The organism is Arthrobacter sp. ok909 (assembly GCF_900104405.1).
GTDB classification, from domain to species: Bacteria; Actinomycetota; Actinomycetes; order Actinomycetales; family Micrococcaceae; genus Arthrobacter; species Arthrobacter humicola.
This window is the reverse complement of sequence record NZ_FNJS01000014.1, coordinates 44,426-69,966: the sequence shown is the minus strand read 5'-3', so window position 1 is coordinate 69,966 and position 25,541 is coordinate 44,426. Positions and strand designations below refer to the sequence as shown.

The following is a 25,541-nucleotide window of genomic DNA, read 5'->3' as shown; positions in this document are numbered from 1 at the left end:
CGCTCCTAGAGTTTGGTGGTCGGTGGGATGGTGGATTCGTGTTCTTCCCAGTCGCAGGCGCGGGCGACGGCCTTCTGCCAGCCGGCGTACAGGGCCGAGCGCTTTTCTTCTGACATGTCCGGGACAAAGGCCCGGTCGAGCGCAAACGTGTCCCGTAGTTCGTCCTGGCTGTTCCAGAATCCGCAGGCCAGGCCCGCAAGAAGCGCAGCACCCCGCGCGGTCGATTCCACCTGGCGTGGACGGAGGACCGGGACGTTCACCATGTCGGCCTGGAACTGCATGAGGAAGTTGTTGCGCACAGCCCCACCGTCGACCCGGATTTCCGAGACGGGGAGACCGGCGTCGGCTTCCATGCAATTAATCACGTCCTTGATCTGGAACGCGATGGATTCCAGGGTGGCCCGGATAATGTGGTTCCGGCTCGATCCCCTCGTGAGTCCGAGGATCGCCCCGCGGGCATACGGATCCCAGTAGGGTGCAGCAAGGCCGGTGAACGCGGGTACAACGTACACCCCGCCGGAATCCTCGACCCGCATCGCAGCGTATTCGCTGTCGGCCGCGTCGTAGATGACCCGCAGCTCATCCCGCAGCCATTGGATTGACGCCGCTGCCACGAAGATCAGTCCTTCGAGCGCATACTCGACCTTGCCACCGATACCCCAGGCAATCGTGGTCAGCATGCCGTTTGCCGAGCTGACGGGCTTGTCTCCGGTGTTCATGACCAGGCTGGCGCCCGTGCCGTAGGTGGCCTTGACCATTCCGCGGTCGAAACACGCCTGGCCGAACAAGGCTGCCTGTTGGTCGCCGATGGCCGCGGCTACCGGGATGTGGGCGCCGGCGAAGATTCCGTCGCAGGTGTATCCGTAGATCTCGCTGCTGGGACGCACTTCGGGAAGGATGAGCCGGGGTACGCCGATCTCGGTGAGCAGTTTGTCGTCCCAGTCCAGCGTGTTGATGTTGAACAGCATCGTCCGGGCAGCGTTGGAGTAGTCCGTGACGTGCGCTGCCCCGGCGGTCAGGTTCCAGATGAGCCAGCTATCGATGGTGCCGAAGCACAGTTCGCCGGCCTCTGCCCGGACGCGTGCACCAGGCACATTGTCCAGCATCCACGCAATCTTGGTGCCGGAGAAGTAGGCGTCTATGACCAGGCCCGTTGTGGAGCGGACATGGTCCTCCAGGCCCTTCTCCTTTAGGCCGTCACACGCGCCTGCTGTTCGCCGGTCTTGCCAGACGATGGCGTTCATGATGGGTTTGCCGGTGCCGCGGTCCCAGATGACTGTTGTTTCGCGTTGGTTGGTCACGCCGATGGCACCGATGTCGTGCGGGTCGATGTTGGCCCCCAGCAGCGCGCGGCGGGCCACGGCGAGTTGGGTGTTCCAGATTTCCATGGGGTCGTGTTCCACCCACCCCGGCTTGGGGTAGATCTGGGTGAATTCCTGGCTGGCTTCGCCTACGATCTCCACGTCTGAGTTGTAAATTATTGCCCGGATGCCGGTCGTCCCGGCATCCAGCGCCATGATGTACTTCGTCGTCATCGCCGATCCATTTCTGTGCGCGTTGCGGGTTGGTGCAACGCGTTAATTCGATTCGAAAAGGATCATGGCTTTCATCCCTTGGCCCGATCCTGCGTAGGCCATAGCCTTCTCGATGTCATCCAGTGTGAATGTCTGGCTGACCAGTGGCGAGAGGTCCAGGCGGCGTTCTCCGACGAGCCGAAGGGATTCGGCATAATCGGAGTTGCTTGACCCTGTCGTCCCCGTGAGTGTCAGGCCCCGGTAGTGGACCCTGTTGGTGTCCAGCGGCACGGTCTGTGCCTTACCGAGTCCGGCAAAGAAGTTCACGCGACCGTGGGTGGCCAGCAGCTGGACCGCCTGGGCCTGCACTTCGGGTTTGGACACGCACGTCAGGGCAACGTCTATGCCACGGCCTCCGGTCTCTTCATCCACCGCGGTGGCAAGGTCACGTTCGGTGAGGTTGACCAGTACATCGGCCCCGACGGATGCAGCGAAGTCCAGACGCGGCTGCCTGTTGTTTGAGACGATGATCTTCCGGGCGCCGTAGAGTTTGCTCAGCATGACGTGGCAGGCGCCGATGGGTCCGGCGCCCATGATCAACACCGTGGTGGTGGGCCCCACACCCAGCTTGCTGACAGCGTTGTAGCAGCAAGAAAGTGGTTCCACCAGGGCCGCGTCTGCGTACGTCACGCTCCCGGGCAAGTGGAACACGTTGCCCCGGTTGATGGCGAAGCCGGGTATGCGCACGTACTCCTGGAAGCCGCCGTCCATGGTGATGCCGAAGGCTTCGTAGGAGGGACACATGTTGTTCAAGCCCACGAGGCAGTTCGCGCATCGCCCACAGCCGACGTTCGGCGTGACGCTGACCCGGTCACCCACGGCGTAGCCCACCACTTCACTGCCTGCCTCGATGATTTCCCCGGCAAATTCGTGACCGAGCACGCGTGGGGTGCCGTCCTGCAGTTTGAAGTGCCCGTTGGCGGCGATCCGCCGGTCAGTTCCGCAAATTGACGCTGCCCGGACTTTGATGACGATGTCGCCGGCTCCCGCAATTGGCGTCGGGATTTCGTCGACTGTGATGTTGCCCGGGGAATGGAGGCGTGCTGCTTTCACTGGGTCCGCACCTCCGCCTGCGCCTCGTCCGAAACAGCGAAGAGCACTTTGTTGTACCAGATCTCCCGGTCGGTGAGCTTCCTGAATGTTGCGGGCGCCGCCTCGAGGGGCAGGACATGGCTGATCAGTTCGTCCACGTGGAGATCGCGGCCCAGATGGGCGATGACCATGTCCCATTCGCTGCGGCCCTTGGGCGCAACTTTGGCGTTCCACGTCCCGTAGAGCCGCAATTCCCGCCGCAGGAGAGAGGAGACGGCGGTCTTGGCCAGATGCAGGTCCCCGCTCAGGTCCCCGAGAAGGACCACCTGCCCCTGGACTGACGCTGCGTCGATTGCCTGGACCAGCGCGTTCGGATTTCCAGTCGCCTCGACGGCGATCTGCGGACCCCACCCGCCGGTGGCTGTCTTGGCAAGTTCGGCCGTGTCACCCGTTTTGGCATCGAGAGTCTCGAAGCCGAGGCCGGTCATGATATCCAGCTTGCGGTCGTCGATATCGGCCACCAGGACACGGGAACAGCCCAGAATCCGCAGCCACTGCGCGGCGAGGGCGCCGATGGGGCCGGCTCCAATCACCAGGGCCGTGGCATGGGTGGGGATCTGCACCTTCAGCATGGCGTGCAGGGCAACTCCGGCAGGTTCCACCATGGCCGCGTGGGTGAGGGGCATGTCGTTTGGAACGCGGAAGATGCTGCGCTCTGGCACCCACATCCTCTCGGACATGGCACCGTGCCTGCGGGAGCCGAAGTAGTCGTATCCGGTGCCCAGCGCATATTCGCCGATCTCGGACATCGGGTCATCGTGCCTGTGTAGCAGCGGAAAGACCGCCGCGCGGTCCCCCGGCGTAAGGCCGGGGCTGTGCGGGGCTTCCTCGACGATGGCCGAAAACTCATGTCCTAGCACCAGGGGGTAGTGATACGCCTTGCCGTGCCCGTAACGGAGCACATCGGATCCGCAGACTCCGACGGCGCCGACACGCACCAGCACGGGGTTGTCCCCGACCGGGTCTGGATCCGGGATGTCCGCGTATTCCAGATCGTTGAGTCCGTTAAGGATGGCAGCTTTCATGGTGTCTTAGACCTCCATGCCGTAGCGGTGGGCCTTATGCGTCGGGTAAAGCGCGATCTGCGGGATGGTGACGTCGGGGGTCCGCGTTGCCACAAACAGGGTGATTTCGGCGACGTTGTCCACCTCGATGCAGCTGGCGTGGATGCCTTCGTTGAGTTCCTTCTCGTCAAGCCAGCCGTCGATGTAGGCGGGGACGTCGCCGTCGTAGAGGCCCTTGTCGATGATTTCGGTCATCGGGGTCTTGACGTGGGACGGGTTGATGACGGTGACGCCAATCTTCTTGTCCTTGCCTTCGAGCAGGATGTTCTTGCTGAAGCCCATCAGGCCGTGCTTGGATGCGCGGTACGGGCTGTGCCCGGGTCCGGACGCGACGCGCGCCGAGGACGAACCCATGTTGATGATGCGTCCGCCGTTTTCCTGCTTTTCCATGATCCTGAAGGCCTCCCGGCACATCAGGAACACGGCCGTCAGGTTCGGGGTCATCGTCTTGTTCCACTCGTCAAGGGTGACGTCCACTACCGGTGGGGCCAGGGAGTCGCGTCCGGCGCTGTTGACGATGAGGTCAACGCTGCCCCACGTGTTCTTGGCCCAGGCAAAGAGGTCGATGACGGACTGTTCGTCGGTGACGTCGGCGAGGATGGAGTGCACTTCTCCCCGGCCGTAGCCGCGGATGCTGGCGGTAACCTTTTCCAGTCGTTCTTCGTCGATGTCCACGAGCAGGACCTTGCTTTCGTTGGCGGCGAAGATCCGGGCAACGGCCTCGCCGATTCCGGACGCTGCTCCGCTGATGACGGCGACTTTGCCGGCCAAGGCAACTCCGGGCTGGGGGACGTATGTTTCGCTCATTTTGTTTTCTCCTCTTGGATGATGGAACTTGCAGAAAAGTGTTCGGGTAGGGCCGGCATCCGGCGGGACGCGGCGGCCGTTACGATGATGCCGCGTGGGATCGGACCGCGTCGGCGGCGAGTTCGGCAGCCTGCGCTGCGTTGGTGCGTATTTCTTCCCAGCGACGGCCTGCGACGGCGTCGCGGGCGGCGATCCAGGAGCCGCCACACGCGACGACGGAAGGCTGTCCCAGCCAGGCTGTGACCGTCTCGGGCGTGATTCCTCCGGTCGGCATGAAGGACACGTCCGGGTATGGTGCGCTGAGCGCCCGGACCAGCCGGATGCCTCCTATGGCCTCGGCCGGGAAGAGTTTCAGTAGTCGCAGCCCAAGGGACCTGGCTGCCTCAATTTCCGTTGGCGATGTGACGCCGGGAATGATCGGCACGGAACGTTCTCGGGCGCGCCGGACGACGGCGGCGTTGAGGCCGGGAGAGACGATGAAATGCGCGCCGGCGTCTGCGGCGGCGTCCACGTCCTCTTCGGACAGTACGGTGCCGGCTCCGACAAGAAGCCCGGGGACGTTCTCGACCATGCGGGCAATTGCTTCGGCGGCCGCATCCGTTCTGAAGGTGACTTCCGCGATGGGAAGACCGGCTTCGACCAGCGTCCGGCCGAGCGGGATAGCGTCGTCGGCGTATTCGATCTCAATGACGGGGACAATGGCGAGCCGGCGAAGCGTATCTTCCAGATCCTCAGCGTTCATGACTGATGCTCTCTTCCTGCAGGACAACGTCTGTCCTGGGTACGGTGATGCTGTAAGGTCGCCCGACGGTCGGGACCGTCCACTGAAGATCTCCCGCAGTGCGGGCAAATTCGGCGGCGGCATCGTCGGGGTTGATGGTGTTGAAGTCGAAGAGTCCGAAGTGGTGCCCCACCATGGCGGGTATGCGCGCTGCCGAACACAGCCCGATGGTTTCTTCAACCGTGAAGTTTCCGGGTACGCCGTTTGTCAGCCGGTGGCTGTCGCGGCCGTTGATGGGCAGCAATGCCAGATCCACGCCGTGCTGACGGAGCAGTTGGGACTGGCCTTCGTAGGGGACGCAGTCGCCTGAGTGGTAGATCCGGAATCCGGCGATGTCGATGACGTAGCCCAGGAACACCGAGTCCCCGTGCTCGTCGGTTTCGAGTGTTTCGTGTGCGGCGGGAACTGCCGTGACCGTGATGTCCGGTGCCAGTTCGACCCGGTCACCGGCCGTGACCGGTGTGAATGAGCTGGCCGGGACGTGGCGTTCCAGGGCGATCTGGGCACGCGCCCTCGGGGCAATGAACCGGGGGCTGTTCCGCGTCTGGAGTGCCTGCACGGTAGCCGGGTCCAGGTGGTCGGTGTGGGCGTGGCTGTGAAGTACTGCGCTGACCCCTTGGATTTCTGAGGGGTCCACGGGCACTGGGTGGAGACGGGTGTGGGGGAATATGGTGCCGGCGTACTTGGTGGCGAGGCTGTCCGAGAGGTAGGGGTCGAGAAGTACCCTGCGTCCGACATGTTCGAGTGCAAATCCCGCCTGGCCCAGCCACCAGAGTTTGATGTCCTCGGATGGTGTAGCTGCCTTGGTCAGGTAGCCCAGACCGGGTCCGTCTGCCAGGGTGCGAATGATGGGCTGGGAATTCATTGCCTCACCAGCCGCTCGGGGATGGTTTCGGGATCATGGTCTTCCGGGGGTGTCTGGGCTCCGGTCATGAGGGAAACGGCGTCGTTCATCGTGATCTCGGTCTTCTGCACGCAAGCGATCCGCCGGCCGAGCCTCTGGATGTGGATTCTGTCGGCTACTTCGAAGACGTGCGGCATGTCGTGGCTGATGAGGATGACCGGAATTCCCCGGTCTCTGATCTCGGCTATGAGGTTGAGGACTTTGGCCGATTCCTTCACGCCCAGCGCGGCTGTGGGTTCATCCATGATGATGACGCGGCTTCCGAACGCTGCTGCGCGGGCGACGGCGACGCCCTGGCGTTGACCGCCCGAAAGTGTTTCCACGGCCTGGCCGATGTTCTGGATCGTCAACAGACCGAGGTCGCCGAGGATCTTCGCCGTTTCCTGGCGCATGGTCTTGCGGTCCAGCATCCGCAGTCCCCATCCAAGGGGTCCCGGCTTGCGGAGCTCCCGGCCCAGGAAGACATTGGCCGCTATGTCCCGGGCTGGGGCCAAGGCCAGGTGCTGGTAGACGGTTTCGATTCCTGCTGACCTGGCATCAAGCGGGGTGCGGAAGCGCTCGGGTTTTCCGTTGACCTTGATTTCTCCTTCGTCGGGCACCACTGCGCCGGACAGGCATTTGATGAGGGATGATTTCCCGGCGCCGTTGTCTCCGATCACGGCGAGGACTTCTCCGGGGTACAGGGTCAGGTCCGCTCCGGCAAGTGCGGTGACGTGACCGTAGCGTTTGACGAGGTTCCGGGCAGAGAGGATTGGCGTGATCTGCCGGGTCCGGGCGGGGTTGCTTGTCGTTGTCATCCTGCGACCTTTCGTGTCCACTGGTCCAGGCCGACGGCCACGATGACCAGGACGCCTGTGGTGAAGACTTGCCAGAGCACGTCCACGCCTGTGAGTGTCAGACCGTTGCTGAACACCCCGATGATCAGGGCGCCTAGCAGTGTGCCGAGCACGTGTCCGCGGCCGCCGAAGAGACTGGTGCCTCCGATGACGACGGCTGTGATGCTGGCAAGATTTACGCCTTCTCCGGAGAACGGGCTGACGGAGCCGACGCGCCCGATGAGAAGCCATCCGGCAATGGCGCAGATGACGCCGGCGACGATGTAGACGCTCATGAGCACCCTGCTGGTGCGGATACCGCTCAGGCGTGCCCCTTCGGCGTTGTCTCCGACGGCGTAGATGTGTTCGCCCCAGGCGGTGCGCCGGAGGATGTAGCTGACGACGATGAAGGCTGCCAGGACGAGGATCGAGCCAAACGTTACCGGCGCCCCCAGAACACGAAACGTCTGGCCGGGCCACAGGAGCAGGTCAGGCAGTGCATTTGCCTTGATTGTCTGGCTGCCGGAGACGTACAGGTTAAGGGCAGTAAAGATGCTGAGGGTGCCGAGGGTCGCGATGAAGGGCGGTACCCGGAACCGGGTGACCAGGGCGCCGTTGAGGGATCCGCACACTGCACCGGTCAACAGGGCCAGGAGCAGCGCCAACAGCGGGGGAGTGCCCGCTTCGGCGGCCAGCTTGCCAGCGATCACGGTGCAGAAGACCATGGCTGCTGCCACGGACAGGTCAATGCCTCCGGTCAGGATGATCAGGGTCTGTGCGATGCCGACCATGCCGATGATCTGGACCTGTTGCAGGATCAGGGAGATGTTCAGGGGTTCGATGAAACGGGGTCCGACCGCGACGGTGAAGAAGATGCAGGCGAGGATCAGCACGGCAGTCGGCCCCAGCAGTGGGTGGGCGTGCATGGCCCGCTGGATGCGGCCCAGGAGCGGGACTTGCGGCTGGTCGACGAGGCGTTCCCCGACCCGGCGCGGGGGTGCCGGCGCGGTTGGCGGTGATGATACGGACTTCATTGTGTGTACCTTCGCTGTTCAAAGAGGTGGTGTCCTGGGGGAATGGGGCTCATCCCCAGCAGTTCGCCAGACCCCAGGCCGTGTCCTTGGAGTCGACTCCGGCGGCAGGCTTGTCGCTGATGAGCGTCACGCCCGTATTGGTGAAGTCCAGGCCCTGGCTGGTTGCAGGCCTGGTGCCGTCCTTGATGTAGGCGCTGATGGCCTGAAGCGCGTCACCGGCCATCTTCAGGGGAAACTGCATTGACGTGGCCCCGATGGCTCCGGCTTTGACGTCCTTGACTCCGGGGCAGCCGCCGTCGATGGAGACCACTGTCACTTTGTTCTCGAGGCCTGCGGCCTTGATGGATTCGAACGCGCCAGCCGCGGCCGGCTCGTTGATGGTGTAGACGAGGTTGATGCTCCGGTCGCGCTGGAGGAGCTTCTCCATGGCGGTCCGGCCGCCAGCTTCGTTGGCGTTGGTGACTTCGTGGCCGACGATGCGGGAGTCTGACTCGTCGCCGATCTTGGATTTGTCGGCGACGTCGATGCCGAACCCCTGGAGGAATCCCTGGTCTCTTTGGACGTCGACGGCGACCTGGGCGGGGCTCAGGTCCAGCATGGCGATGCGGGCCTGTTTGCCGCTGAACTGGGTGGCGGCCCACTTCCCGATGAGTACTCCGGCCTGGAAATTGTCCGTGGCGTAGGTTGCGTCGGCGGCCGAGGCCGGATTGGTGGGGGAATCCAGCACGGCGACAAAGACGCCGGCGTCGCGTGCCTTCTTGATGGCGGGAAGGATGGCTTCGGAGTCGGAGGGGGCGATCATGATGCCCTTCGCTCCCCGGGCGATCAGATTTTCAATCGCTTTGACCTGGGAGTCATTGTCACTCTGGCCCTGGCCGGACAGCGCCTGCAGCTCGAAGCCGAGTTCCGCTGCCTTCTGCTGGGCGCCTTCGCGCATCTTGACGTAATACGGGTTGTCGTCGGTTTTGGTGATGAGCCCGACGAGCGGTTTGGAACTGCCTGAGGCTCCGGAACATCCGGAAGCTCCGATGGCGAGTCCGGCCGCGATCAGGATGGCCGCTGCGGTTTTGATCTTCGGTGCACGCCTTTGTGTACGGGTCAACATTCTTCAAGAGCCTTTCTCGCGTCCACGAGCGTCGCCGCTCTGAACTTCGGGGTGCTGTTGGTCACTACAGTAGCAGAAATTTTCAACCATGCAATAACTTTCGGAAGAAAGTTCCAACCTCAAGTAGGGTCATTCTCATGTGTGGAATTGTGGGATATACGGGCAGGGTAGGATCGGCTGAGGCCGCGGTGACGAGCTTGGCGGTAAGTGTGGTCCTCGAGGGCCTTCGACGCCTGGAATACAGGGGGTACGACTCCGCAGGAGTCGCGGTCCTGGCCGGGGGGAGCGTTCATGTGCGCAAGAAGGCCGGAAAGCTGGCGAACCTCGCGGCGCTCGTGGAAACGGAGCCCCTGCCGGCAGCAACGGTAGGCATCGGGCACACCCGGTGGGCGACGCACGGGGCCCCGACCAATGTAAACGCCCACCCGCACCTGGCTGACGATGGCCGGCTCGCCGTCATACATAACGGGATCATCGAGAACGATTCACTTTTGCGGAGCCGGCTGGTAGCCCGGGGCCACGTGTTCCGTTCGGAGACCGATTCCGAGGTTGCGGCGGCCCTTCTGGCGGATCACTACCGCAGCCTGGACGGGGATCGGGCCGGTGCCGACCCTCTTGCCGCTGCGATGCGCCGGACATGCCAGGAGCTGGAGGGGTCGTTCACTATCCTTGCGGTGCATGCCGACCACCCGGGCCTCATCGTGGCTGCCCGCCGGGATTCCCCTCTCGTGGTGGGCCTTGGTGACGGTGAGAATTTCCTGGGATCGGACGTCTCTGGATTCATCGATTTCACGCGCCGCGCCGTCGAACTCGGGCAGGACCAGGTTGTCAGCCTCACGGCGGATGCGGTAGCCATCACCGACTTCAGCGGCCGACCCGCTGCGGGGACCGAATTCACCGTCGAATGGGAGGCCGCCGCAGCCACCAAAGATGGCCACGCTTCGTTCATGGCCAAGGAGATCCACGAGCAACCCGAAGCCGTCCGCCGCACCCTCAGTGGCCGGCTTGGCTCGGACGGAGCAGTTTCGCTGGGGGAGCTTGGAATCAGCGACAAAGCACTGGCGAGGATTCAAAAGATCGTCATCGTGGCCTGCGGCACCGCCTCCTATGGAGGCCAAATTGCCAAATACGCGCTCGAACGCTGGTGCCGCATACCCGTTGAAGTCGATCTGGCGCACGAATTCCGCTACCGGAGCCCACTGGTTGACGACCGCACGCTCGTGATTGCCATCTCGCAATCAGGCGAAACGATGGACACCCTGATGGCCGTTCGATACGCGCGGGAACAGGGTGCGACGGTCCTCGCGATCTGCAACACCGTCGGCGCCACCATTCCCCGTGAAGCCGACGGGGTGCTCTACACGCACGCAGGACCCGAGGTGGCTGTGGCCTCGACAAAGGCGTTCCTGACCCAAGTGACAGCCGCACTGCTGCTCGCTTTATACTTCGCCCAGATGCGGGGCTCCGGAGACCCGACGGAAATCTCAGCCGCAGCACGGGAACTGGCCGGCATGCCGGGAAAGGTCCAGAGTGTGCTGGCAGGCGCAGGCCAAATCGAGGCTCTCGCCGCATCAATGGCCGACGTGACAGCAGTACTCTTCATCGGTAGGCACGTCGGGCACCCGGTTGCCATGGAGGGGGCCCTGAAACTCAAGGAGTTGGCCTACATCCACGCCGAAGGCTTCGCCGCCGGCGAGCTCAAGCATGGCCCGATTGCCCTCATCGAGCCGGGCCAGGCTGTCATGGTCATCATGCCTTCGCCGGCCGCGAGCCCGGTCTTGCACGCGAAGATGATGTCCACAATCCAAGAAATCAAGGCCCGCGGGGGGCGGGTCATCGCCATCGCGGAAGAGGGTGATGCCGCGACCACGGCGGATGCGTTGCTGACCGTGCCGGCGTCCAGCCCCCTGCTGGCGCCCCTGCTGACTGCCATCCCGCTGCAGCTCTTTGCAGCCAGCCTGGCCGGCGCCAAAGGGCTGGACATTGATCGGCCCCGAAATCTCGCGAAGTCCGTCACTGTGGAATGACACGCTTAGGTGTAGAAATTCCTACCAAATATCTAGTTATGGTGGGAAATTCCTGCTACCTTGATGCTATTGCCAATGAGGGCAAGACCCATTGCGTCCCCAACTGGTCCCGGCCACCGAAATACTGCCGCCAGCCACTGCAATGGCATTCAGAGAGGCCCAACATGTTTCAACGGAGAAACCACAAACGGGGGAGCGCGGCCGTGGCCTTGCTTGCCTGTCTCATGCTGCTGACCACGGCCTGTGGGTCCGCGCAATCAAGTCAGACATCACAGACGAATTCCGCCGCTTCGGCAGCGTTTACAACCAAGGTCACCGCTGATGTCGCGGCAGCCACCGCGCCGCAGACCCCAACGACCAACCCCGTCCCGGCCAGCGCATCGCTCTCCGCCGGGGCCAAAAAGATCGTGATCATCCCCTGTTCCATGGCCGTGGAAGGGTGCGCCCGACCGGCCCGTTCAACGCAGGAAGCCTCACGGCTCCTTGGCTGGGATGCGACCATTGACGACCCCGCGAGCGACAGCACCAAGATCTCCGCCGCTATCCAGCGGGCAGTTTCGCGGAAAGTCGATGCCATCGCGCTGACGTCCATTGACGCCGCTGCAGTCCAAGGCGATATCAAGTCCGCGCGAGACGCAGGCATCGCAGTCACCTGCAATATGTGCGGTAACAAGGATGATTTGTACGAGTCGTTGATTCCCGCCCTGGACGCTAACAACAAGGCGGGCTATCTGCTCGGTGAGTTCGCTTTCCTCGAAGCCCGTAAGCGCTTCAACTCGGCCCCCAAATTCATCGTCCTGACGGATCCGGAATTCGACACCGTCAAGGCCCGGGTGAGTGGGCTTAAGCAGTTCATCGATGACTGCAAGGCCGCCGGAGCGGGCTGCGAGCAGGTCGCGGAAAGTTCTTTCCTGGCCGGTGAAATCAGCACCGTGGCCCCCGGACGGGTGGCCCAACTGGCGCGCAGCAACCCCCGATACAACGTGCTGTTTGCAGGATTCGACGCGGCCATGCTGTTCTTCTCCCAGGGTCTGCAGCAGGCCGGACTGGCTGACTCCAAGAAGGCTTTCGGGATTTCCGTGGACGCGGACGTCGCCAACACAGAGATGATCCGCAAAGGCGGGTTCCAGGCGGCCTCCATCGGATTTGCCTTCGGCCGGGCCGGCTATGGCCAGGTGGACAATCTGAACAGGATCTTCAGCGGCCAGAAGCCCCAGGACCAGGGCGTTACCGGCAAACTCGTCACCGCCGAAAATGCCCCGGCCTCCGGCGGCTGGGATGGAGACTTCGACGCGGTGGGCCTTTACAAGGGACTGTGGAAGGTCAGCTGACATGACGACTGCCGATTCGCCCCGCCCTGTGCTCACGGTGCGGGGGCTGTCCAAGACGTTCGTTGGGCAAAAGGCCCTCGACGCCGTGAGCCTCGAGCTGCGCTCGGGTGAAGTACACGCACTCCTTGGCCAGAACGGCTGCGGAAAGTCCACACTTATCAAGTGCCTTGCCGGGTTCCATCACCCGGACGAAGGCGCCGAAATGACTCTAGACGGTGTGCCTGTCACCCTTCCGTTCGAACCCGCCCAGGCCGCGGCCATGGGTTTGGTGTTCGTTCACCAGGACCTGGGCCTTATTCCGAATCTTTCCATCACCGAGAATTTCGAAGCCTCAAGACGATACGGGACTGGGCTCTTCTCACGGATCCCGTGGTCCCGGATGCGAGAAAACACCACCGCAGAGCTGGCACTTCTCGGGCACCCGGATCTTGACCCCGGCACGCCGGTCGGTCGTCTCCCGATCGCCCAACAGACCATTGTCGCCATAGCGCGCGCGCTGAGCTCGGCCGGCGAAGGGGCCAAGATCCTCGTCCTAGACGAACCTACGGCTGCTCTGCCTGACTCGGAAGCCGCGTTGCTCTTCAAAGCAGTCCGACGAGTCGTGGACAGGGGCGTGGCCGTCCTCTACGTCACCCACAAACTCGAAGAGTTGTCCGCATTTGCAGACAGGGCGACCATCCTGCGCGATGGCCGGAACGTGGAAACGGTCGACATAGCCGATACCGACCGGGACAGCCTCGTTCGGCTGATCGTTGGACGAGACGTGGAGGCCGTCACCCGCGCACATGGGCCACAGTCCACCGGACGAGAGCTCATGAACGTCCGCCGCATCTCCGGAAAGCGGCTCCGGGACGTCTCGTTCACAATCGGGGCGGGAGAAATCATCGGGATCGCAGGAATGCTGGGATCAGGCCGGAGCGAACTCGCCCGGATTCTCTTTGGTGCGCAGGAACCCTTGAGCGGCACCATCACTGTCCAGGGCAAAGAGTGTCGGTTCAGGACGCCCCGGGATGCGGTGGCGCGGAAGATTGCCCTAATCCCGGAGAACCGGCGTCGGGACGGCGGGGTGCTCGACATGAGCGTCGGAGAGAACCTCACAATGCCATCAATCGGCCGGTTCTGGCACGGCGTCAGGCTGTCCAAAGCCGCGGAACGGCAATGGATATCGCAACAGATCCGCGACTACGACGTCAGGCCGGCTTCGTCCGGCAGGCTGTTCCGGGTGCTCTCCGGGGGAAACCAGCAAAAAGTCGTCATCGCCAAATGGTTAGAGACCAATCCCGACATTGTCATCTTTGACGAACCTGTCCAAGGAGTGGACATTGGTGCGCGGGCGGAAATATTCGACCTCATTAGCAGTGCGGCGGAACGGGGGGCCGCGGTCCTGTTGATCTCCTCCGAGATCGAGCAGATGATTGCCCTCAGTCATCGGATCCTCACTCTCCGGCGCGGACGGATCGTCGCCGACGAATCAACCACAGGCCTGACCGCCGGCAAGGTCACACAGTCGATGTACTTCGACGGTGAAAGAACTAAGGAAACAACACAATGACTTCGACCCTAGACCCGACGTCCGCAACACCGCCGACTAGCGACCCCCGGAAAACCGGGAAGCGTTTGATGAATAGACGGCCCAACGAACCTCTGTCGTTGTTCTTTGCCCGGATAGCACTGCCGCTGCTCCTGGTGCTGTTGATTGTCGTTTTCTCCGTTGCGGCCCCCGAGACATTTGCGACTGTCGACAATCTCAAGACGGTGCTGAATCTTCAGGCGGTTCTGACGATCCTGGCAATTGGACTCCTCCTGCCGCTCATCGTCGGTGAACTTGATCTCTCCGTCGCTGCCAACCTGGGCCTTGGACTGATTCTCGTAACTGGCCTGACATCCCAGCAGGGCGTGTCGGCGGTCCCTGCCATCATCATCGCCGTTGCGGCCTGCACCGCCGTCGGCCTCATCAATGGACTGCTGGTCAGCAAGGCCGGGATCAATTCATTCATCGTCACTATTGGCATGAGTACGATCCTCACGGGGCTGATTGGCGCCTACACGCTCGGAAACGTCTTCTACGAGAACATCCCCAAGGAGCTCACAGAGCTGGGACAAGGCAACCTTCTTGGCATTCCGTTGCCCGTGCTCGCCGCGGCAGCCATTGGACTGATCCTCTGGTACATACTGTCGCAGACACCTGCAGGGCGGTTTCTTTACGCCATTGGGGGATCACGGGACGCCGCACGGCTCTCGGGGATCGCGGTACCCCGGCTCACAATCGGCGCATTCGCCGGCGCAGGCGCCCTAGCCGGCATCGCCGGCGTCATCCAGGCAGGAATCCTCGGGAGCGGCAGCCCTACAGTGGGGCCACCGATGTTGCTGCCGGCCTATGCCGCAGTCTTCCTCGGCGCCACCGCATTCCTCCCCGGAACCTTTAATGTCTGGGGGACCATTGTTGCCGTTATCACTCTCCAGGTGGGCACCACAGGACTGGCCCTCATTGGCGCGCCGTTCTGGATTGAACCATTGTTCACCGGTACTGCCCTCATCGCCGCCGTCGCCGCCACCCGGTTCCTGCGCGGCGAGGCCACCTAAGCCGGGCATGAAAGCCCAAGAAACCACCACATCAACGAGAAGGCGATTCACATGAACATCAATCTTGCGGGCAAGAAAGCTCTGGTAACAGGGTCCAGCCAGGGTATAGGCCTCGCCATCGCCAAGGGTCTCGCTGCAGCGGGAGCCACCGTGACAATCACGGGTCGCAATCAGGAGCGGGTGGAGAAGGCTGCCCAGACCGTAAACAACCTCAACCTGCCGGGACGACTCACACCGCTTGCGGTTGACCTCTGCACAGAGGAGGGAACTGCCAAACTTTTCAGTGCGCTCCCTGCCGTGGACATCCTGATCAACAATCTGGGCATCTTTGAGCCCAAGTCGTTCTTCGACATCGATGACGACGAATGGATCCGGTATTTCGAAGTCAACGTCCTCACCGGAATTCGGACGGCCCGCCAGTATCTCCCCGGAATGATGAAGGACGGCTGGGGCCGCGTTGTATTCATCTCGAGCGAATCAGCGTTGCAGATTCCGCCCGAGATGATGCACTACGGCGCAACAAAAACGATGCAGCTGGGCATTTCCCGCGGTCTGGCGGAACTGACTGCCGGGACCGGCGTCACCGTCAACTCTGTCCTGCCCGGACCGACATTCTCAGAAGGCGTGTCCGAATTTGTCGTGAAGATGGGGGGAGATTCCCAGCTCTCCGCCCAGGAACAGACAGATGATTTCGTACGGGAACACAGGCCCACATCGTTGCTGCGCCGCGCGGCCACGACAGACGAAGTTGCCAACTTGGTCGTTTATCTCAGCTCACCCCAGGCCTCGGCGACTGTGGGCGCCGCTGTTTCCGTTGATGGCGGGACCCGGCGCGCGATCTTCTAAGCCGCCGTGAAGGCCCAACGCAACTGTGGAGGGCGGCAGGTACAGAGGCGTGGAGAGGGAACCCATGGCACAGCGCCGGCCCTCTCCACGCCCGCCCCTGTCATGACTTGTAGGCCCCATGATCTTTGTTCCAAGAGGGCCATTTCACCAACTAATCGCGTGCAGGCAAGACCGTGAAGCGGGCACTGTGTTTGCTGGACGGAAAGGAATGGGAGGCCCAGGATTTCGCGGCCAAACCCAAGGCCTGGAGGATGCGCCACAGAAGCCACCTCATATGCCTTGGCTGCGGCTCTCGCGCCTTCTTTCGAGACACCTCCAGGCACGGGAGCCGGGCATTCTTCGGCGCGAAGCCTCACGGGTGGGCCTGTCCCGTCGTCTCCTATAGTTACGGCGTCTTCAGGTACCTGCAGTAACGAACCGCATTGAGTCGGCCTGCCCATTGGTTCAATGCCTCGGTTGGAGGCTTAGGCGGTCCACGCCGTGCATGGCATCTGCGGCCCGCACCAGGGTCAGGTGGGAGAAGGCCTGTGGAAAATTTCCCGCCATCCGCTTGTCCTTCATTGAGTATTCTTCGCTGAGCAGGCCGAGGTCGTTGGGGAGTCCCACCAGCATGTCCATCAGGTTCCCGGCATCGGTCCGGCGGCCCGAGCGCGCGTACTGTTCCACCAGCCAGAAGGAACACGCGAGGAATGGATGCTCACCCGGTTCCAATCCGTCAACTCCCGTCTCGGTGCGGTAGCGCAGCAGCAGGCCCTCCGCGGTGAGAAGCTCCTTTTCCAGCTGGGCGACGGTGCCGAGCATGTGCTCATCGTCGTAGGCCAGGAAGCCAACCTGCGGCAAGGCCAGCAGGGCAGCGTCCGTCTGCTGACCGCCGTAGGTTTGCGTGAACGAGTTGAGGTCCCGGTTGAATCCGAGATCCATGACTTCCGCGGACAATCTCTCACGGAGCCTCTCCCAATGCTCCACAGGACCCGGCAGGCCGTGATCGCGAACGGCCCTCACCCCGCTGTCAAAGGCGGCCCACATCATCACTCTGGAGTGGGTGAAATACTGGGCATCGCCACGCACTTCCCACAGGCCGAAGTCTTTGTCGTCGAGGTGATTTTCCACGGACCCGAGGAGCGCCCGCTGAAGCGCCCAGGAAAAATGGTCTTCTTTTCCCCCGGCGAGACGAAGCCGTTCAAGCGCCACCATCACTTCGCCGACGACATCGGCCTGGTACTGGGCGACGGCAGCGTTACCGATGCGCACCGGCCTGGCGTTCCGGTATCCGGGAAGGTGGGGCAGCTCCTTTTCCGCCAGGTCCCGTTCGCCCCCCACCCCGTACATTATTTGCAGGTCCTCGGGATCGCCGGCGAGGGCGCGCAAAAGCCAGTTACGCCACTTCAGCGCCTCGGTCTCATAGCCGTGCGTCAACATGGCCTCCAACGTCAAAGACGCATCGCGCAGCCAACAGTAGCGGTAGTCCCAGTTGCGCGTCCCGCCAAAATCTTCCGGCAGGGAAGTGGTGGGCGCGGCGACAATGCCGCCGGTCTCATAGTGGGTGAGCGCACGCAGCACCAGCAGCGAACGCTTCACTGCCCCGCCGTATCTGCCGTCATCGCGGCAATTGCCGGCCCAGGTGGTCCAATAGTCCACGGCGAGTTCGAGGGCATCATCGACATTGACGGCCGCCGGCACATCCTCGTGTGAAGGGAACCATGTCAGTTCGAAGTCCACGGTCTGCCCCTGTGCAACCGTAAATTCCCCGGCATGCCGGTGACCTTCGGCCATCGGAAGGTAGTCTCCCCGTAAGGCGAGGGCGTCCGGGCCCGACATGGCCAGCAGTATCTCCGCACCCCGAACCGCCGCGCTATCAAGGACCCGGCTTACCCAGGGCAACACGGTGGCGTATTGGGGTCGGATTCTTATCTCCTGGCGCATGAGGACGGTCCCGCTCAGTCCTGTCACGCGACGGACAAGACGCGAACGTCGGTCACCCACCGGCATGAATTCCGTCACCAACACCCGTCCGGTGTCGGTCTGCCACGTTGTCTGGAGTACGAAGGTCGAGTCCACATAGTGACGATCAATCACGACGGCCTCCGGCGGGCTCGGCGCCAACAGCCATCGGCCGTGTTCCTCGCTCCCGAGTAGGGCAGCAAACACCGACGGCGAGTCGAAGCGAGGGAAACACAGCCAATCCACGCTGCCCTGCCGGGAAACAAGAGGTCCGGTGTGAAGATCGGAAAGCAGCGCATAATCCTCTATCGGTGCGGCCATGCTTCACTCAATCACGACGGGACGGAATCCAGATAGGCTCTGTCTTTGCCCGCCTCTCGGATTCCACTGGGCTACTTCCGTCTGTGCTGAGCATCCGGCCGCAGGAACCGTATGTCACGCAGTGGTTTGCTTCATTCCGGGGAGCAACTCAGGCGCGGGGGAGTCGAAGTCCTGGGGTGCAGTCGAAGAATGCCGGCTGTACAACGCGCGCAAACGGAATGATGAGCCATTGGTTCCCGTAGAACTCCACATAGGAGTCAGAGGGGCAATGCGCAAAGGCTTCTTCGCGAGTCATGTCGGCGTTCCCTTCCATGGTGTCGAGCGGGTAGGCTCTGCCCGGGCCGCGTCATCCTGACGCTCTTCAGCCTTGAGACTTCCTGACCGCCGAGCGTGATGTCGGAGTGTTGTTACTCATCATAATAGCAGGAATTTTCCACCTAGTTATCGTTTTGGAAAGAAATTTCCCGTTGAAGACCTGCCCGACCTCCTCCCGGGCAGGTCTTCAACGACTTGGTCCCTCCGCGAGGCCTTGCTTCCCGGATTCAGCGCCCGCGGTTGTGCATGACGTGCTTGGTGTGAGAGTAGTCATCGAGGGCGTAAATCGAGAGATCACGCCCAGGGTTCCCTGGGTACTGCCGGGCATGGCTCTCTGTGGCGCTATCAGCAGGGCTTGATCACGGCGGCGCGAGACAACGACGCCGGCACGGCTGCTTCCATTAATGAGGCATCACTTCTCGATGCCTCGGAGCGGATCAAAGCACGGCTTGCCCCGCACAGAACGTTGGCTAGCCGTCGACTCCTGCAACGGGGACCGCACGATCGATGAAGAGCTCCGGACGCCGGTGCCAGGTTGTGCCGTAGGGTAGCGGTCATGGAACTCCGCCTCGAGGTCGTCCAGGTACCCGTCGCAGACGTGGACCGGGCCAAGGCCTTTTACACTGACAAGCTCGGCTTCATGCTGGATCACGACGTCGAACACATTCCCGGAATGCGGGTAGTCCAGCTCACCCCGCCTGGCTCGGCAGCCTCCATTGTCATCGGAACCGGGATGACCAGCATGGTTCCCGGCAGCTTGGAAGGTCTCCAACTGGTCGTGACGGACATGGCTGCCACGCGGAGCGAGCTGCTCCGACGAGGCGCGCCCGTCAGTGAGGCCCAAGACATGGGCGGGTTTGCCTTCGCGTATTGCAGTGATCCCGACGGCAACCGCTGGGTGATTCAGGAAATCCCGTCGAAGGACACACAAAGCCGCTAACCGCCCGGGCTTACCGAGTTTGCGAGTTGCAGAGTAACGACGGTGAGAAGTTCCGGGCCTGTGCGCTGGCAAGGTGCACGGCAGCAACGAGCCGTGGCATCGTGGGCGCGACCGGCGTAGCCTGCGCTTAGGCGAAAACAGCGCGTACCTGCGCGTCGGCACGAAGCGGGCGATGCCCATGAAGAAGTTCGAAACAGAAGACAGTCACAGCCAGCCGACGGCGGCTCCGGCCGAACCGGGCCGCCTGTCAACGTCCTCTGGCCCGCTGCGCCTCGCCGCCACCCTGGCGTTTGCCGGTTTCGTCGTGTCCGTGGTTGCCGGGCTGTTCCACGCCGAGTCGGCCAGCGCGAACGACCACCCTGCGACGTTCGCGGAGTACGCCCGCAGCGGCATCTGGACGGCCGTCCATCTCGGCCAGTTCGTCGGCATGGCGCTTCTCATCGCGGGGCTCCTGGTCCTGCTGGTGGTCCTGAAAGCGCCGGACGGGGCCATGGCCTGGACTGCCCGGTTCGGCGCGGCGGCGGCGGTCGCGGCACTGGCACTTTATGCGGCGCTCCAAGCCGTCGACGGGGTTGCCCTCAAGCATGCCGTGGACGCGTGGGCTGCCGCGGCGGAACCGGAGAAGGCTGCCCGGTTCGCGACCGCCGAGGGCATCCGGTGGCTGGAGTGGGGCATGCGCAGCTACCAGAGCTTCATGCTGGGCGCGGCACTCCTCCTGACCGGCGCCGTGGTTGTCAGAGCGCGCCGCGTCTCCCAGCTGATCGGCTACCTCATGGCACTGTCCGGGCTCGCCTACGTTGCCCAGGGCTGGATCATCGGGGCCGAAGGCTTCTCCCCGGCCAACGCCATTCCCACGCTGGCAGGCATTGTCCTGATCCTGGTGTGGACCGTGTGGTTGCTGCTCAGCGCGTGGTTCGGCAAGGATGCGCCGTCGCGGGAAATGAGACGCGGGTAAGAGGGGCCACGCACGGCTGAATTCGCCGGAGAGCCGCCGGTTCGCCGGAAAGCTCCGGCGAATTCGCAGGTTTCCGGCGAATTCGCGCGTCGGAGCCGGAAGCACAGCGGACATCGGCTCCTTGGATCAGGGCAGCCGGTAGCGGATACCCCAGCTGAGGTCCCAGGTCTCGCCGGGGGCCAGCCAACGCAGCCCCTCGCCGCTGTTGAAGGCGTCGGCCGGAGCCGTCATCGGTTCCACCGCCACCGCAGTGACCGGGCCGTCTGCGCCGGGGAAGACCCGGGTCGTGAAGGCCTGGATGTAGCCAAAGGACGCATCCATGAACAATTGCACCTGGCTGCCGTCCGGGGCCTCCAGATAGTGCAGCGAGCTGCCGTCCGAGTCCCGGCGGACGTTGCCCCACGCATCGTCGAGGGTGACGGCGCCCACCAATTGCCCCGTCCGGAAGTCGTGGCGGGTTCCGTGGACAGCCGTGGTGGCGCCGGTCGGATTTAGCCGGTGGTCGACTTCGATGTGGGTGTCGGCATTGATGACGAGCGTCAGGTCCTCGCTCGGCACGGCACCCAGCCGGAGGAAGGGATGCGCTCCGACGGCGACCGGGGCGGCACGGCTGCCGGTGTTGGTCAGGCTGTGGGTGACAAGGAGTCCGTCCTCGGTGAGCTGGTAGCGGACCGCCGTCGAGAGTTCAAAGGGGTAGCCCGGTTCGGCCGCGACGTCGGCGGCGAGCGCGATGCTGTCGCCGGTCCGGTGCGCGACCCTGTACGCGGCGCCGGACAGCAGGCCGTGCAGGGCGTTGCCGTTGCCCGGTTCCGTGATCTCCAGTTGCTGCGGGACGCCGTCGTAGGTCCACTTGCCGTCGGCCACCCGGTTGGGCCACGGCACCAGGACCCAGCCGGCACACGACGGCGGCGCGGACTGGGCGGGATAGTCCTGCACGAGGGCGACGCCGTCGATTTCCAGGGCACGCAGGCTGGCGGCGATTTCCGTCACGACGGCTTTTTGGCTGCGGCCTCCCAGTGTGGCCTGCAGCTCGAAGTGCGCACCCATCGGTGAATCTGTCTGGTGCGGCCTCGGCTGGTTCTGTACGGCTTGGTGTTGTACTGCCTGATTCTGCACTGCCTGATTCTGCACGGTCAGCCTGTCTGTGACGTGGGTGAGGGCACGGTGCCCGCGGTTGTGCCGAAGCCGGCGGGATCGGCCAGGAACGGGGTGAAGGCCAGTTCCGCGGCTCCGATCATCATCAGATCAGAGCCGAGGGCTGCGCGGTAGATTTTTGCCTGGCCGGCGGGGCCGTCCATTGCCTGGGACAGCAGCATTGCCTGCAGCGACCCCGGGGCGAGCGCGTGCAGCGTTCCCAGAAAGCCGTCAAGGACTATTGCGTCGGGGTTGAAAATGTTCACAGCGTTGCGCAGGGCTATGCCCAGATAGGTCAGTTGCCGCGCGACTTCGTCGCTGAGATCGGCGCTGTTGCTGTTCCCGAGGGCTTTTTCAACGTCGGCGGTGTCGCCGCTGCTCAAGCCGGCCAGTTCGAGGAGCCGGACTTGGGAGACCTCGGTTTCCAGGCAGCCCGTGGCACCGCAGTGGCAGGTGGTGCCGTCCGAGCGGACAAAGGTGTGGCCGAGTTCCCCGGCATAGCCGGAGGCCCCCCGGAGCAGTTGCCCGTCCGCGATGATCCCGCCGCCGATGCCGCTGGCACCACCGTTGAGGTAGATCAGATTGCCCGGCCGGGCACCAACACCGGCACCAACACCGGCGCCAGCGCCGAAAATCAGCTCGGCTTCGGCGCCCAGGGAGGCGTCGTTGGCGGCCTGGCAACGGTAGCCGGTGGCCTCGCTCAGCATCCGGGCGACCGGCTCATTGCGCCAGCCCAGGTGCGGCGCGTGCCGCACGACGCCGTCGTCGCGGTTAACCAGGCCGGGCACGGCCATGCCAATGCCGGTGATCCGGTAGGAGGCATCCAGCTCGGACCGCATCCCGGCGATGACGGCCGCTGCGATATTCACCGCTTCCCGGGCGCTCGGAATCCGTTCCGTTTCGAAGCGGATCTTCTTTTGGACCTTCCCGCCGAGGCTGACCAGGCCGATGGTGACGGCGTCGACTTCCGGGTTGACGGCCAGCGCGGCAATGGTCGGGCTGGGGTGGACCTCGGGACTGGGCCTGCCCACCTGGCCTTCCCCGGCGGGCGCCGTTTCATAGACCAGCCCCAGCGAGGTGAGCTGTCCGATCAGTGTCCCGACCGTGGAGCGGTTGAGCCCCGTGTGCCGGGTCAGTTGGGCGCGGCTGAGGACGCCATGGTGATGGACGAGGGAGGTCAGCAGCGACAAATTGTTGCGGCGCGACGGATCCGGCTCACCCGCCGGGGCGGAGGGATGGGTACGTGGAGGCATCATCGTGACACTATCAGCGGCCGAACACCGTGCGGTCCAGGAAGGCGTTGCGGAATTTTCCGGCCGGATCCAGCCGGCCGGCCAGTGCGGTGAAGTCGGTAAAGCGGGGATACAGCGGGACGAGGCTGGCGGCGTTGCCGTGGAACAGTTTGCCCCAGTGCGGCCTGGTGCCGAATGGGGCCAGCTCCGCTTCAAGGAGCAGCAGGACTGCCTTGACCGCGGGTTCGTCCTGGCGCCAGGTGAAGTGCAGGCCGATTCCGTCGCGGCCGTAGTTGGGGCTGAGCCACAGCTGGTCGGCTGCGATCGTGCGGATTTCCCCGACCAGGAGCAGGGGAGTGACGAGCTCCGAGAGGCTCCGCATCGTGCGGAGGGCGTCGACGGCGTGCTCGCGGGGGATCAGGTACTCGCTTTGGAGCTCGTCGCCCTTGCTCGGGGTGAATTCCATCCGGAAGTGGGCGAGCCGGTCCGACCATGGTCCGGGAACGCCGAGCTGCTGCGTGCAGTTGCTGCCGGAGACGCCGGGCAGCGGGTGCCGGGCCTGGGTGGCGGGCGTGCCGGCGAAGAATTTAGGTAATCCGGCGGGCAGAACCGCCTGGTCCGTGCGGTTCTTGAGCCAGGCCTGGCCCACCGTGGGCCCGCTCCAGTCGGTGAACAGACTCACGCTGTAGGCCGCTGACGTCACGTCGTCGAAGCCCTCCAGGACTTGTTCCCAGTCAAGGCCCTCAAAGACACTCTGGGCAATCTCGAAGCTCGGTTCGATATCCAGGGTCAGGCGGCTGACGATGCCCAGTGCGCCCAGGCCCACCACCATCCCGTCAAAGTCGGCGTCGCCGCGCCGCGCCGTGACGACGGTGCCGTCGGCGGTGACCAGCTCAAGCCCCGCCACGGCCGTGGCAAGGTTGCCGTTGCCGTCGCCGGAGCCATGCGTGGCGGTGGCAACGGCGCCCGCCACCGAGATGTGCGGCAGCGAGGCGAGGTTGTGAATGGCAAAGCCCTGGCGATGGAGCTCCGCCGCGAGCGTCCCGTAGCGCGTGCCGCCGCTGACGGTGACGGTCATGTTCTGCGGATCGACGCTGATGCCGGCGTCGAGTTTGTCCAGCACCACCAGGGTCCCGGTGGTGTCCGCAATGTCGTTGAAGGAATGGCGGGACCCCAGCGCGCGGACCTTCCCGGTGCCGGCCACCAGATCCTGCAGTTCCGCCATGCTCGCCGGATGGGCGATCCGCGGTGCCTGGTAGCCGTAGTTCCCCGCCCAGTTACGTCCGGTCACCATCTGATCAATCACGGTTGGATCCTTCACTCGGGGCCTCGCTGCTGGTTCTTGTCTCGCTTGGCGCTTATTTGCAGTTTTTCACAACATAACAGGCATGCGGGCAATCCGCTAGAGTGCCGCCTAAGTGACACGTCCATGTCTCTTTCAAGTGGTTGACATCACCAAAATCCATAATATGTTTGTCTCTAGAACAATTTAGTTTGAACCACCCCTACTCGGTAACCGCACACACCTCTGGAGCATTCAATGGCGATTCAGCCCACCCGTGAAGACAAGTTTTCCTTCGGCCTCTGGACGGTGGGCTGGGAGGCCCAGGACCAGTTCGGCTCCGCCACCCGCCCGCCGCTGGACACGGTCGAAGCCGTCAACAGGCTCAGCGACCTCGGCGCCTACGGCATCACCTTCCATGACAACGACCTCTTTCCCTTCGGCTGCTCAGCCGCTGACCGCCAGCGGGAAATCGACCGGCTGACCGGGGCGCTGAAGGCCACCGGGATGATCGTCCCAATGGTCACCACCAACCTGTTCAGCCATCCCGTCTTCAAGGACGGCGGGTTCACCAGCAACGACCGCGGCGTCCGGCGCTTCGCCCTGCGCAAGGTCCTGGACAACATTGACCTCGCCGCTGAGCTCGGTGCCGAAACCTTCGTCATGTGGGGCGGCCGCGAAGGCAGCGAATACGACGCCGCCAAGGACATCCGCGGGGCCCTGGAACGCTACCGCGAAGCAGTGAACCTGCTCGGCGACTACGTCACTGACAAGGGCTACAACATCCGCTTCGCCATCGAGCCCAAGCCGAACGAACCCCGCGGCGACATCCTCCTGCCGACCCTGGGCCACGCCCTGGCCTTCATCGAAACGCTCGAGCGCCCCGAACTGGTGGGCATCAACCCCGAAACCGGGCACGAGCAGATGGCCGGACTGAACTTCACCCACGGCATCGCCCAGGCGCTCTACCAGGGCAAGCTCTTCCACATCGACCTCAACGGCCAGCGCAGCATCAAGTTCGACCAGGACCTGGTGTTCGGCCACGGCGACCTGCAGAACGCGTTCTCCCTGGTGGACCTGCTCGAAAACGGCGGCCCCGACGGCGGGCCCGCCTACGACGGGCCGCGCCACTTCGACTACAAGCCCAGCCGCACCGAGGACATCGACGGCGTGTGGGACTCCGTCGCCGCCAACATGCAGACTTACCTGCTGCTCAAGGAACGCGCCAAGGCCTTCCGCGCCGACCCCGAGGTCCAGGCCGCACTGCAGGCCTCCCGCGTCGCCGAGATCAACGAACCCACGCTCAACCCGGGCGAAGGGTACGAGCAGCTCCGCGCGGACCGCGCTTCCTACGAGGACTTCGACGCCGACGCCTACTTCGGCGGCAAGGGCTTCGGCTTCGTGAAGCTGCAGCAGCTCTTCATCGAGCACCTGCTCGGCGCCCGCTAATACCGTGAC

The 25,541-nt window shown here is 63.7% G+C and carries 22 protein-coding genes; 8 read left to right on the top strand and 14 right to left on the bottom strand.

Annotation, left to right across the window (positions count from 1 at the left end; genetic code table 11):
* Positions 1-5: 5 nt before the first annotated feature.
* The 9 genes from glpK to BLR03_RS12870 all read right to left on the bottom strand — a co-directional run bounded on the left by glpK (position 6) and on the right by BLR03_RS12870 (position 9,176).
* On the bottom strand, positions 6-1,535 hold the full coding sequence (gene glpK / locus BLR03_RS12910; RefSeq protein WP_091253123.1) for a glycerol kinase GlpK: 1,530 nt from the start codon (positions 1,533-1,535) through the stop codon (positions 6-8).
* A gap of 42 nt (positions 1,536-1,577) precedes the next feature.
* On the bottom strand, positions 1,578-2,627 hold the full coding sequence (locus BLR03_RS12905; protein ID WP_091253121.1) for a zinc-dependent dehydrogenase: 1,050 nt from the start codon (positions 2,625-2,627) through the stop codon (positions 1,578-1,580).
* Complete coding sequence (locus BLR03_RS12900) at positions 2,624-3,691, bottom strand: galactitol-1-phosphate 5-dehydrogenase (RefSeq protein WP_091253119.1); 1,068 nt, start codon at positions 3,689-3,691, stop codon at positions 2,624-2,626. The genes BLR03_RS12905 and BLR03_RS12900 overlap by 4 nt, the downstream gene beginning before the upstream one ends.
* A gap of 6 nt (positions 3,692-3,697) precedes the next feature.
* Positions 3,698-4,537: an SDR family oxidoreductase gene (locus tag BLR03_RS12895; RefSeq protein WP_091253117.1), complete on the bottom strand. Its 840-nt coding sequence runs from the start codon at positions 4,535-4,537 to the stop codon at positions 3,698-3,700.
* A 79-nt stretch (positions 4,538-4,616) separates the two neighbouring features.
* A complete protein-coding gene (gene eda / locus BLR03_RS12890; protein ID WP_091253115.1) occupies positions 4,617-5,279 on the bottom strand; it encodes a bifunctional 4-hydroxy-2-oxoglutarate aldolase/2-dehydro-3-deoxy-phosphogluconate aldolase in 663 nt (220 codons plus the stop codon).
* Complete coding sequence (locus BLR03_RS12885; RefSeq protein WP_091253113.1) at positions 5,269-6,183, bottom strand: MBL fold metallo-hydrolase; 915 nt, start codon at positions 6,181-6,183, stop codon at positions 5,269-5,271. Before BLR03_RS12885 ends, eda begins: the two co-directional genes overlap by 11 nt.
* On the bottom strand, positions 6,180-7,019 hold the full coding sequence (locus tag BLR03_RS12880) for an ATP-binding cassette domain-containing protein (RefSeq protein ID WP_091253111.1): 840 nt from the start codon (positions 7,017-7,019) through the stop codon (positions 6,180-6,182). The genes BLR03_RS12885 and BLR03_RS12880 overlap by 4 nt, the downstream gene beginning before the upstream one ends.
* Complete coding sequence (locus tag BLR03_RS12875; RefSeq protein WP_091253110.1) at positions 7,016-8,071, bottom strand: ABC transporter permease; 1,056 nt, start codon at positions 8,069-8,071, stop codon at positions 7,016-7,018. The genes BLR03_RS12880 and BLR03_RS12875 overlap by 4 nt, the downstream gene beginning before the upstream one ends.
* 49 nt (positions 8,072-8,120) lie before the next feature.
* Positions 8,121-9,176 carry a substrate-binding domain-containing protein gene (locus tag BLR03_RS12870; RefSeq protein WP_091253108.1) on the bottom strand — a complete coding sequence of 352 codons (1,056 nt, stop codon included), beginning with the start codon at positions 9,174-9,176 and terminating at the stop codon, positions 8,121-8,123.
* Positions 9,177-9,313: 137 nt separating this feature from the next.
* On the opposite strand from BLR03_RS12870, the gene glmS reads away from it, so the two are divergent.
* Positions 9,314-11,203 (top strand): glutamine--fructose-6-phosphate transaminase (isomerizing), encoded by a 1,890-nt coding sequence (gene glmS, locus BLR03_RS12865; protein WP_091253106.1) that lies wholly within the window; start codon positions 9,314-9,316, stop codon positions 11,201-11,203.
* Positions 11,204-11,465: 262 nt separating this feature from the next.
* Here glmS and BLR03_RS24425 read toward each other — a convergent pair whose 3' ends face one another.
* Positions 11,466-11,618 (bottom strand): hypothetical protein, encoded by a 153-nt coding sequence (locus BLR03_RS24425; protein WP_175460532.1) that lies wholly within the window; start codon positions 11,616-11,618, stop codon positions 11,466-11,468.
* Positions 11,619-11,628: 10 nt separating this feature from the next.
* Here BLR03_RS24425 and BLR03_RS12860 point away from each other — a divergent pair, with 10 nt between their 5' ends.
* From BLR03_RS12860 to BLR03_RS12845, 4 genes are all read left to right on the top strand, one after another.
* A complete protein-coding gene (locus BLR03_RS12860) occupies positions 11,629-12,534 on the top strand; it encodes a sugar ABC transporter substrate-binding protein (RefSeq protein ID WP_217639783.1) in 906 nt (301 codons plus the stop codon).
* 1 nt (position 12,535) lies between these two features.
* Positions 12,536-14,086: a sugar ABC transporter ATP-binding protein gene (locus BLR03_RS12855; RefSeq protein WP_175460530.1), complete on the top strand. Its 1,551-nt coding sequence runs from the start codon at positions 12,536-12,538 to the stop codon at positions 14,084-14,086.
* Positions 14,087-14,154: 68 nt separating this feature from the next.
* A complete protein-coding gene (locus BLR03_RS12850; protein ID WP_175460529.1) occupies positions 14,155-15,117 on the top strand; it encodes an ABC transporter permease in 963 nt (320 codons plus the stop codon).
* A 51-nt stretch (positions 15,118-15,168) separates the two neighbouring features.
* Positions 15,169-15,963 carry an SDR family NAD(P)-dependent oxidoreductase gene (locus BLR03_RS12845; RefSeq protein ID WP_091253099.1) on the top strand — a complete coding sequence of 265 codons (795 nt, stop codon included), beginning with the start codon at positions 15,169-15,171 and terminating at the stop codon, positions 15,961-15,963.
* A 444-nt stretch (positions 15,964-16,407) separates the two neighbouring features.
* On the opposite strand, the gene BLR03_RS12835 is transcribed toward BLR03_RS12845, so the two are convergent.
* The gene (locus BLR03_RS12835) at positions 16,408-18,225 is read right to left on the bottom strand and encodes a glycoside hydrolase family 15 protein (protein WP_091253095.1); all 1,818 of its coding nucleotides are present in this window, start codon (positions 18,223-18,225) and stop codon (positions 16,408-16,410) included.
* 871 nt (positions 18,226-19,096) lie between these two features.
* Between BLR03_RS12835 and BLR03_RS12830 the strand changes: the two genes are divergently transcribed.
* Positions 19,097-19,480: a VOC family protein gene (locus tag BLR03_RS12830; protein ID WP_091253093.1), complete on the top strand. Its 384-nt coding sequence runs from the start codon at positions 19,097-19,099 to the stop codon at positions 19,478-19,480.
* 178 nt (positions 19,481-19,658) lie between these two features.
* Entirely contained in the window at positions 19,659-20,435 is a 777-nt protein-coding gene (locus BLR03_RS12825; RefSeq protein WP_091253208.1) for a DUF4386 family protein, read from the top strand.
* A gap of 126 nt (positions 20,436-20,561) precedes the next feature.
* Here the strand turns inward: BLR03_RS12825 and BLR03_RS12820 are convergent, their stop codons facing one another.
* From BLR03_RS12820 to BLR03_RS12810, 3 genes are all read right to left on the bottom strand, one after another.
* Complete coding sequence (locus BLR03_RS12820; RefSeq protein WP_091253091.1) at positions 20,562-21,482, bottom strand: aldose 1-epimerase family protein; 921 nt, start codon at positions 21,480-21,482, stop codon at positions 20,562-20,564.
* Positions 21,483-21,568: 86 nt separating this feature from the next.
* A complete protein-coding gene (locus tag BLR03_RS12815) occupies positions 21,569-22,825 on the bottom strand; it encodes an ROK family protein (RefSeq protein ID WP_175460528.1) in 1,257 nt (418 codons plus the stop codon).
* A gap of 10 nt (positions 22,826-22,835) precedes the next feature.
* Positions 22,836-24,095 carry an FAD-binding protein gene (locus BLR03_RS12810; RefSeq protein WP_175460536.1) on the bottom strand — a complete coding sequence of 420 codons (1,260 nt, stop codon included), beginning with the start codon at positions 24,093-24,095 and terminating at the stop codon, positions 22,836-22,838.
* 246 nt (positions 24,096-24,341) lie between these two features.
* Between BLR03_RS12810 and xylA the strand changes: the two genes are divergently transcribed.
* The gene (gene xylA, locus BLR03_RS12805) at positions 24,342-25,532 is read left to right on the top strand and encodes a xylose isomerase (RefSeq protein ID WP_091253089.1); all 1,191 of its coding nucleotides are present in this window, start codon (positions 24,342-24,344) and stop codon (positions 25,530-25,532) included.
* The last annotated feature ends 9 nt before the right edge of the window (positions 25,533-25,541 follow it).